The sequence below is a fragment of the uncultured Fretibacterium sp. genome (genome assembly GCF_963544685.1).
In the GTDB taxonomy this organism is placed as follows: Bacteria; Synergistota; Synergistia; order Synergistales; family Aminobacteriaceae; genus CAJPSE01.
Genome location: NZ_CAUUGJ010000093.1, coordinates 1 through 8,970, shown reverse-complemented (window position 1 = coordinate 8,970; position 8,970 = coordinate 1). Strand labels below are relative to the sequence as shown.

Sequence of the window (8,970 nt, the reverse complement as noted above, 5' to 3'; positions counted from 1 at the left end):
GGTTCTCGGTCATCGAGGTGGTGACCCACTGCCATACCCAGTTCGGCCGCAAGAACAACCGCAGGCTCCCCATCGAGAACTACAATTTCTTCAAGGAGGCCTCTATCCCCCTCGCCAAGGCCCGGACGATGAGCCCCGAGGAGCTGGAGGGCAGGATCGTCTGCGGTGAATTCGTCAACAAAGACGTCCCGGAGTATACGGAACAGTATCAGAAGTTGGTCATCGACAAGGTGAGGGGGTAGAGGGGATATGGCGGCGGAGAGGTTTGAAATTCGCATCGCCGGATCCGGCGGACAGGGGGTCATTCTGGCCACGGAGCTGATCGGCCAGGCCATTACGTACTACGAACCGGAGCTTTACGTCGTCCAGTCTCAGGCCTACGGTCCCGAGGCGAGGGGCGGAAAGTCCAAGGCCGAGGTCGTCATATCGTCCGAGCCCATCGACTACCCCAAGGTGATTGCCCCCAGCCTCCAGGTCATCCTGACCCAGGCTGCCGCGGACGAGTTTGCGACCGATACCAAGCCCGGGGGACGGATCGTGTACGACGATTTCTTCGTCACGGACCTTCCGGGCGTGCGCACGGGGGAATACGGCGGCGGCAGCGTCGAGAGCATCCAGGCTCGTATCGACGCCCGCATCTACGTGTTGCCCATCGTCAGGACGGCCCGGGAGAAGCTGGGACGGGAGATCGTCACGAACATGGTGGCCCTGGGCTGTGTCGGGCGGATCCTGGAGCTGGAAAAGATCGCCTCCCCCGATTCCCTGCGCAAGGTGATCGCGGCGCATTTTCCCGTGCAGAAGATCGCGGACCTCAACCTCCAAGCATTCAACGCCGGGTACGAGGTCCTGAAGCAGATGCCTCTGCCCGATTGATTTTTTCCTTCCAAGGCCCCAGGGTTTCGACAAGGGGAGCCGAGAACGAACGAACAAGACGGGCGCCGAAAAGGCGCCCGTCTTGTTCGTTCGTACAAAGATGTCCGGAATCGAGTCCGCCGACGATCACTCGATGACGAGCGGGGCCGGCGTCTCGCCGATAAAGCGTATCTCGGAATCGTACATTCCCTCGGCCGAGATGGGCGGCATGGCGAAGGTCCCCTTCGTCACCGCCCGAACCCGGAAGCGATACGTCGCCGCCTGCGAGAGCCGGTCGGCAAAGAGCAGCAGGCGATCGTCCCTGACGTCGCTGCGGAACAGGCTTGCCTCCTCGCCCTCGTCCGAGAGCCTCGGGTTCTCGATCTCCAGCCCTGCGGGGAGCAGGCAGGAGAGGGCCAGATTGCTTACGGGAAGGGAAGGCACGAGGGTCAGGACAACCTGGATCCTCATCCCCTGAGGCACGGGCCTGGATGGGTCGAGCTTGTTTCCCTTCTCGTCGAGCCAGGTACTGGTGACCTTCAACCCTCGGCTCTCGGGCTCGGGCCGATCGACGGGATATCCGAGAAGCGTCCAGCTGTAATAGCCGCTGCCCGTCCCATTGACGGAGAGCACGAGGCCGGACTCCGGCAGATCGGACACGGCGGCCGAGGCGGAGCTTCCGCTCCGGAACTGGAGCAGCTCCTTCTTTTCCGCATCGAGCAAGGAGCCTTCGAGCTGGGCCTTCTCGGTCCCGACCTTCAGGCTGTATCGGCCGAGCGCCATCAGGACCGCGGCATTGTCCTGCGTGCTGTACCAGCGATTCTCCTCTCCCGCCTTCAGAAGCCGCGCCGCCAGCTGCACCGCCTCTGAGGCACCGGGCTCGACCTCCATCCAGAGCGAGAGCAGCTGAGCGTCGTTGCGGACGTCGGACTCGAGAGTCCTGTAGCGGGACTCGGCCGGAGCCGAACCGCCCTTGAGCCCCAAAGCGCGCAGCGCGTCCGGCCGGCCCTCGGTCAGGGCTGCGGCCCCGGCGAGCCAGATGGCGCCGGACGGCCACATGTTCGTCTGATTCTCCTTCAGGTACTCGATCCAGCCGAGCGGCTTTTCTCCGCAGAGCGCAAGGACGTAGGTTCCGTAAGCCTTCGTGGTGAAGTCGTCCTTCTCCGCGGACGGATACCGGTTGTCGGGCAGGGACGCCAGGTACTCCTTCAGCCAGTTCATCGCTCCCCGAAGCATCTCCTCGGGATAGGGCACCCCCGCCTTGCGGGCCTCCACCAGGAAGTGCGTTGCGTAGACGCTGCCCCACGCGTAGGTGGACGTGCCGCCGGGCCACATCGTAAAGGACCCGTCGTAGAGCTGCATGGACTGTATCCGCGCTATCGCCGAATCGGTCTTGTCCTTCGCCGCGCGGCTGTCGACCAGGAGCGGATCGACCTTCGCCACGGCCTCCGGCAGGACCAGGAAGGGCCATGCGCTGGAGAGGGTCTGCTCCAGGCAGCCGTAGGGATAGTTCAGCAGGTAGGTGACGGCCCGGGTCAGGTCCACGGCCGGGGAGTCCGACAGGGTCAGGCTGCCCAGCAGGTCGCCGGCAAAGTCCTTTCTCGGGATGTCGATGCGCGTCTCCCCCGCCTTGAAGGTCCCGGACCCCGACCTCGAGACGATGGGCCAGGGCGAACGGACGGGCAGCTCGATCTCCTGATCGAAGCTCTTCTCCGCCCCTTCCTCGCTCCAGGAGGTCCGCACGGTCCACGTTGCGGTGCCGGGTTCGAGCGCCTTCACGGTCGTCCCCCACCTGGCGGACTCCTTTGGCCCTATCGACAACGTCGTCGCGGATTCCTCGGGTTTCAGGCCGCCCTGCACGAGGACCTCGACCTTGACGTCGCGGCTCTCCTCCGAGGTGTTGAACACGGTCACGGGGGCGTTGAAGGCGTCGCCGGGGGCGGCGAAGCGCGGCAGGTCCGCCTCCGTCACCACGCTGCGGGCGATTTGGACCGCCTGCTCCGCCATCCCGAACCGGTTGCCCGAGGCCGCCACGGCGAAGAGCTTTCCACGCCCGCTGAACTCCGGCAGCACGAGTTCCGTCCTCACGACGCCCGACTCGTCCGCCGAGAGGACTCCCTGGAAGAGGGAGAGGATCTTGAAGCGCTGCGCGGTATCGGACCCCGCGAGGGCGGCTACGGCCGCTCCGCCTGCGGGATGCAGGAGCTCGGTGCCGCGGGATTCCACGGGGATGAGCAGGTCGTAGAGGTCGTACCCCTGAGAGCCGAGTTCCTTGAGCCCCCAGAAATGATTCAGGAGGTCCGGCGTTTTGTAGCCCGTCAGACCAAGGACGGCGTCGTCGACCAGCGCCAACGAGACCTCGGCCTTGGCCGGCTTCCCCTCCGCATCCCTGAGGGTCAGCGTCACCGGCAGCGCCGTTGCGGGCTCGGTTTTCTCCTTGGCCTCCATGGAGATGTCCAGACGATAGGCCGAGAGGTCCGTCTTCAGGCGCACGGCGCCGACGGCACGGTGGGCGCCCCAGGCCTCCTCCTCGGCGACCGGGCGAATGAGCCATGCGGTGCACCAGGCGTTCGGGACCATCTCCGCGGTCACGGGAACCTCGACGACGGTCTCGGCCTTATCGACCTTCACGACATTGCGGGAGATCAACCCGGCCCCCTCCACGCTGAACAGCAGGAGCCCCTCGAAGGGTGAGCGCAGCGTCACTTTCGCCGTGTCCCCGACCTTGTAGAACTCCCTGTCCGTCTCGACCTCGACGCGGTCGAGCAGCTGAGAGCCGCCGCGGTCGGCATACGCGGGATCGTCCGCGTAGAATCGATACGAGGCCCGTGCCTTCTCATCCCCGTCGGAGACGCGAATCAGATAGGTTCCCCAATGATCCGGCTTGAACGATACCGTCCCCAGGCCATCCTTGAGGGTGAGGGACTTCCTTGCGACCTCGGACAGCTCCTCGGTGCTCTGCCAGCGCGTATGGCCGTCCAGCGTCACCATGTTGTAGTTCCAGGTCACGCGATAGAGCACCGCGTTCAGCTCGCCGGGATCCGCCGGGTCCTCCTTGGGGTCGATGGCCGCCACCTTGAAGTCCAGATCCTTCTTGACGGCCAATTTCCCCTCGGGCGCCGCAATCCCCAGAAGCCACGGAGTGGGGTAGTAGGGAAGGGTCAGCGACTTGGAGACCCACCGCCCGCCGTCCTCCTGCACCTCGGCCCTCAAGGTCAAAGCGATGATCGAGGGCGCCAACCAATCGGCGTCAAGGCTCAGACTGAATTCCGCCTTTCCGGATTCGTCGAGCTTCGCCTCGTCGAACTCTCCGTCGCCGGCCGAGAAGGCCCGCGAGGAGTCCCCGAAGACATACCCCTTCCACCGGTCCTGAACGGGCGCGAAGTCGGAGGCCCTGGTCGTCCAGTAGGCCTTTGCCGGCAGCCCCGCGCCGTCCACCCCAAAGAGGTAGCGCGCGTAGACGTCCATCTTCACGGTGTCCTCGTGGAGCAGAAACTTGGATTCCGTCTCGGCCTTCACCTCGATGCGCGGAGGGGCGAAATCCTCCACGTGGAAGTTCATCCTGGCCAGCGGATCGTCCTCCTTCCCGGGGACGACGAGAGAGAGCGTCCAAGCCCCGGTCAGGGCGTTCGAGGGGAGGGAGAGCGTGAAGGGCGCGCCGCCTTCGTCGTCGAGGAGCACCGTCTCCTGACGGACCTTGCGTCCCAGGGGATCGCGGGCGACGAAGAGGACGGGGAACGCCTTGGGGGTCGTGACGTCGCTGTTGCGCACCACGGCCTTGAACGGGGCCTCCTCACCGGTTCGGTAGATGTCCCGGGGGGAGAAGAGGGCCGCGTCGTAACCGGACCTCAGCCAGGGGCGTCCGGCCGTGTCGAAGGTTTCCTGGGAGAGCAACCCCCTCGTCAGGCGAACGAAGGTAATGTCCTCGCCGCGGGTGACGACGGCCAGCTTGGGGGTCTCGTTCTCGCTCGTGCTCCAGGGCTCCTGCCTCTGAATCACGAGGAGCCCGTCCTTGTCGGTCTTTCCCTCGGCCAGGACCTGATTGGCCCCGCTGTAGACACGCACCTCGGCGCCCTCGACGGGCTGGACCGAGGAGAGAGTGTTGGCCCATAGCAGCATTCCGTCCTCCCAGACCCGCGCCACGAGCCCCAGGTCGCTCAGGTTGACGATCTGAGTCTCCTCGTCCCAATATTCCCCATCGGGGTCGCGGACGGAGAGCAGGAACAAGCCCCGTTTGCCCCCGCCGATCTCCTCCAGGGAGAGGGCGCGGCGCACCTTTTCATTCAGGGGAAGCGAGAGGTCGAACTCGCTGCTGTGGACCCTTTTGGCCAGATCCCTCTGGAACGAGTCGTAATCGCCGCGGATCACGTAGGGAATGTTGTTCTCGTAGAGCCTCCAGAGGTCCACCTGAAGTTTTTTGACGTTGACGAGGTCCAGGGGAACCCTTCCGTCCCCGATAGCCGCGAGGTACACGCCCGGGGCGGGCAGGGAGATCGAGGACTTCAGGTCGGGCATGATGACGGCCTGTTTGAACTCCTCCTCCAGCACGAGCCCGCCTTCCTTCGCGGGGAGCCCCTTGCGGAGGGTGACGACGAAACGGCTGCGCGGCTTGAAGTCCCCGTTTATGCTGAACCTGCCGCCATACTCGTAGGAGAGCGTAAAGGGGACGGACGGCTCGATGGAGATGAAATCCTTGGCCGCCTCGGTGTCCACGGCGAAGCTGCAGTTGACGGCAATCGATTCCTCGTCGGCACCGAGGCTCTCCACGACCAGGACCGGTTTGAGAATCACCGTGGCGGAGTAATCCTCCGCCAGGCCGAGGTCCCCGCCCCCGGCGGTCAGGCCGGAGGCCAGCTTGACGGTCAGCTTCAGCGCCTTCGAGGCATCCGGAATGCTGAGCTGGGCCCGGATCGTCTTGGACGGAAGCGCTCCGGCCAACGAGAAGGAGAGCTTCTCCTCATTTTCGTTCAGGACGCTCAGAAATCCCTTCAGCCTGACAGGATCCACCGGCATGTTGAACTCCAGGAGCAGGGCGGCCCTTCCGCCGCGTTCCCGCACCGCGCGGACGCCATTCACGGACAGGGAATCCGTCTGGAACCGAAACTCCCCGGTCCCTATCTTCCCCCCCTTGAGGGTCTTCAGGCCCTCGCGGATGGCGGCGACGTAGGAGGTCCCCGCGTCGAGAGGCGCCAGGAGACGGGCCCTGAAGGTACGGGGATTCTGCCACTTTCCCTCCGCCTGGATCGCCGGCGTCACGGTGAAGGGAAAGTCCTCCGGTCCGACCGTCTTGTCGACGTCCCCGGCCGACACCATGACGTCCTTGAAGACGATGCGAAAGGAGACGTTCTCCGAGACCCTCCCCGTGGGGGCGAAACTCTGAACCCCCGCGGGCAGCGCACCTTCTCCCGGAGACGCGCTCCATGAGCATGAGAACAGAACCAACAGCAACAGCAGCCCCAAAATTTTTTTCTGCACCGATGTCCTCCTCCTTAATGATGAATGAGTTCGAAAAGTGACCGGCGACCGGTCTGGCAGGACGTGTCCTCCTTCTTCCGCAAATCGATTATAACTTATGAAGAGGATGAAGGTGGGCGTTCGCGAGGGGTGGTTTTTGGGGGTGGGAAAGAGGTGGGATACGAAATTCGGGGAAAAAACGCGTCCCCTCTTTCGGGCTTCGCGTGTACAATAGCCTGTATCCGCTATGAAGATTGCCGGGACTCCGATCCGTTCGGGGCAAAGCGGGCAGGGGGGAGCGTTCGATGGAGGGGCCGGAGGAAATGGCAGGGATGGGCGACATCAAACAGTTCGTGATTGTGACGGGCATGTCCGGGGCCGGCAAGACGACGGCCCTCAAGGTTCTCGAGGATCTTGGCTTTTTTGCGATCGACAATATCCCTCCCGGTCTTCTGCCGCAGCTCTTCACTCTGTTGACGGGGCACCGCGCCGCCGTCCGGACGGGGGTCGCGGCGACGATCGACATCCGGAACGTCGAGCGGCCGGGCGATTTTCTGAAGGTCGTCGACGACATCCGAAGCGTGATGCCGCGGGTACGGATCATCTTTCTGGATACGTCCGACGATGCCCTGATCCACCGGTTCGAGCAGACCCGGCGCCGTCACCCCCTGGGGGGCGACCTCTCCGTGCAGGAGGGGATCCGAAGGGAGCGCGCCCTTCTGGCCCCCATACGGGACCGGGCCGACGTCGTGATCGACACCTCCCTCATGGACCCCCAGCAGCACCGGCAGCGCCTGCTTCAGGAGTTCCTGGGGGACGTCGAAAACGGGATGTCCCTGATCCTGAGCTCCTTCGGCTTCAAATACGGGGTTCCCCAGGACAGCAACTACGTTCTCGACGTGCGCCTCCTTCCCAACCCCTTCTACGTCCCGGAGCTGAAGCCCCTCACGGGGACGGATCCCGCCGTCCGGGAATACCTCCTGTCCTTTCCCGAGACCGTGGAGTTCCTGGAGCAAAGCGGGCGCTTTCTGGACTTCCTCGTTCCCCGTTACCTGGAGACGGGCAAGATGCAGCTGCACGTCGCCATCGGCTGCACGGGAGGTCAGCATCGTTCGGTTGCCGTCGCGGAGTGGCTTTATCGCCGTTACGAAAAACTGCGCGGCGGGGTCGCCATCATCCACCGGGACAGGGCACGGGTACAGCCATGGTGATCGAATGGGCACTGAGCTTCGCCCTGGGCTTATTCACGGCGTTCTTCCTCATGGTGGTGTTCGGCATCCGTCCGTTCCGCGGCAGGCGCGTCCGGGCCGAGGACCCGTTCAAGGGGGCCATCGAGCGGCGTCTGTCCTCGGGGCCCTTCATCGTGGCCGTCGGCGGGGGGACGGGGCTCTCCACGCTGCTGAAGGGGATGAAGGCCTTCACCCGCAACATCACGGCGGTCGTGGCCGTGACGGACGAGGGAGGGAGCTCCGGGCGCCTGCGCACCGAATGGGGGGTCCTGCCGCCCGGGGATGTGCGGAACTGCATGGTCGCCCTCGCGGAGAACGACAACTCGCTCAAGCAGCTGCTGGATTTCCGATTCGACCGGGGGGAGCTCGCCGGGCACAGCCTGGGAAATTTGCTGCTTCTGGCCGTCTCGGAGCTCTGCGGCGACTTCAGGGTCGCGGTCGAGCAGATGAATCACCTTCTGGCCATCCGGGGCAGGGTCCTGCCCGTCACCACCGAGCCCATCTCCCTCGCGGGGACGACGAAGGATGGAACGAGGGTACGGGGAGAACTCGAGATATCGCGAAACGGCCGAAGCATCAAGGAGATCTGGCTCGAGCCCCAGAATGCCCGCCCCCTCGCCGAGGTGCTCCAGGCGGTGGATGGGGCGGAGATGATCCTGCTGGGGCCGGGGAGCCTCTTCACCAGCGTCATCCCCAACCTTCTCCTGCCGGACTTCTCGAGGAGGCTCTGCGCCTCCCCGGCGCCGAAGGTGTACGTCTGCAACCTGATGACCCAGCCCGAGGAGACGGAGGGCATGAACATCCTCCAGCACCTCGAATGGGTCTCCGCAGCGCTGGGAAAGGTGCCCGAATTCATCGTCGTCAACAGCGAGCCCATACCGGACGACATCGTCGCGGCCTACGGCCGGGACGGGGCGGCGCCGCTCCATCTGAACCGTCATCAGAGGGAGGAACTGCGCCGGCTGGGCTGTACCTGCATCGAGGTCCCCATGGTGCGCATCACGGAGGCGCGGCTCCTGCGTCACGACTCCCAGAAGCTGGCGGCGGTCCTCTTCCGGCTTTATCGGGATCTGGATATCTGACTTGAATTCCCTGGCCGAAGAACTCTGGGACGAATGGATCGTCCATCCCGCCGAGGATCCCCTCCAGGCGGAGGCGGAGTGTGCGGGGCTGCTCTCGGGACTGGCGCCGGGGCACGGCAGGGACCCCCTGCAGATCGGCACCTCACGCCTTTGGGCCGTCCGCCGTCTCTTTCGCCTCTGGCGAAGGACGTCCTGGACCGAACGCTGGAGCCTTGCCGACGCGCTGGCCGTCCCGCAGGACATGAAGGGCCGCGTGCGCATCCGCCTGCCCGACGACCTTCCGGCGATGCTCGAGTCCTACGGTGCGGCACTGCTGGAAGCCGCCTCTCCGACCGCTTTGCACTGGTCCTGGC

Annotated in this window: 5 protein-coding genes and 1 pseudogene; 5 read left to right on the top strand and 1 reads right to left on the bottom strand. The window is 64.9% G+C overall.

The annotated features are described in order from the left end of the window. Together ABLA28_RS08880 and ABLA28_RS08875 are read left to right on the top strand one after the other, a co-directional pair. Window positions 1-242 (top strand): annotated as a pseudogene (locus ABLA28_RS08880) (2-oxoacid:ferredoxin oxidoreductase subunit beta); the annotation flags it as partial. Window positions 243-249: 7 nt separating this feature from the next. Beyond that, complete coding sequence (locus tag ABLA28_RS08875; RefSeq protein WP_347713355.1) at window positions 250-873, top strand: 2-oxoacid:acceptor oxidoreductase family protein; 624 nt, start codon at window positions 250-252, stop codon at window positions 871-873. A 126-nt stretch (window positions 874-999) separates the two neighbouring features. On the opposite strand, the gene ABLA28_RS08870 is transcribed toward ABLA28_RS08875, so the two are convergent. Then, complete coding sequence (locus tag ABLA28_RS08870; RefSeq protein WP_347713354.1) at window positions 1,000-6,327, bottom strand: MG2 domain-containing protein; 5,328 nt, start codon at window positions 6,325-6,327, stop codon at window positions 1,000-1,002. Between the two features lie 284 nt (window positions 6,328-6,611). On the opposite strand from ABLA28_RS08870, the gene rapZ reads away from it, so the two are divergent. The 3 genes from rapZ to ABLA28_RS08855 all read left to right on the top strand — a co-directional run. Beyond that, entirely contained in the window at window positions 6,612-7,517 is a 906-nt protein-coding gene (gene rapZ / locus ABLA28_RS08865; RefSeq protein WP_347713353.1) for an RNase adapter RapZ, read from the top strand. Further along, window positions 7,511-8,617, top strand: coding sequence for a gluconeogenesis factor YvcK family protein (locus ABLA28_RS08860; RefSeq protein ID WP_299302986.1), 1,107 nt, complete (start codon window positions 7,511-7,513; stop codon window positions 8,615-8,617). Before rapZ ends, ABLA28_RS08860 begins: the two co-directional genes overlap by 7 nt. A gap of 1 nt (window position 8,618) precedes the next feature. Beyond that, window positions 8,619-8,970: hypothetical protein (locus ABLA28_RS08855; protein WP_347713352.1), on the top strand; the 352-nt coding region annotated here is incomplete at its 3' end.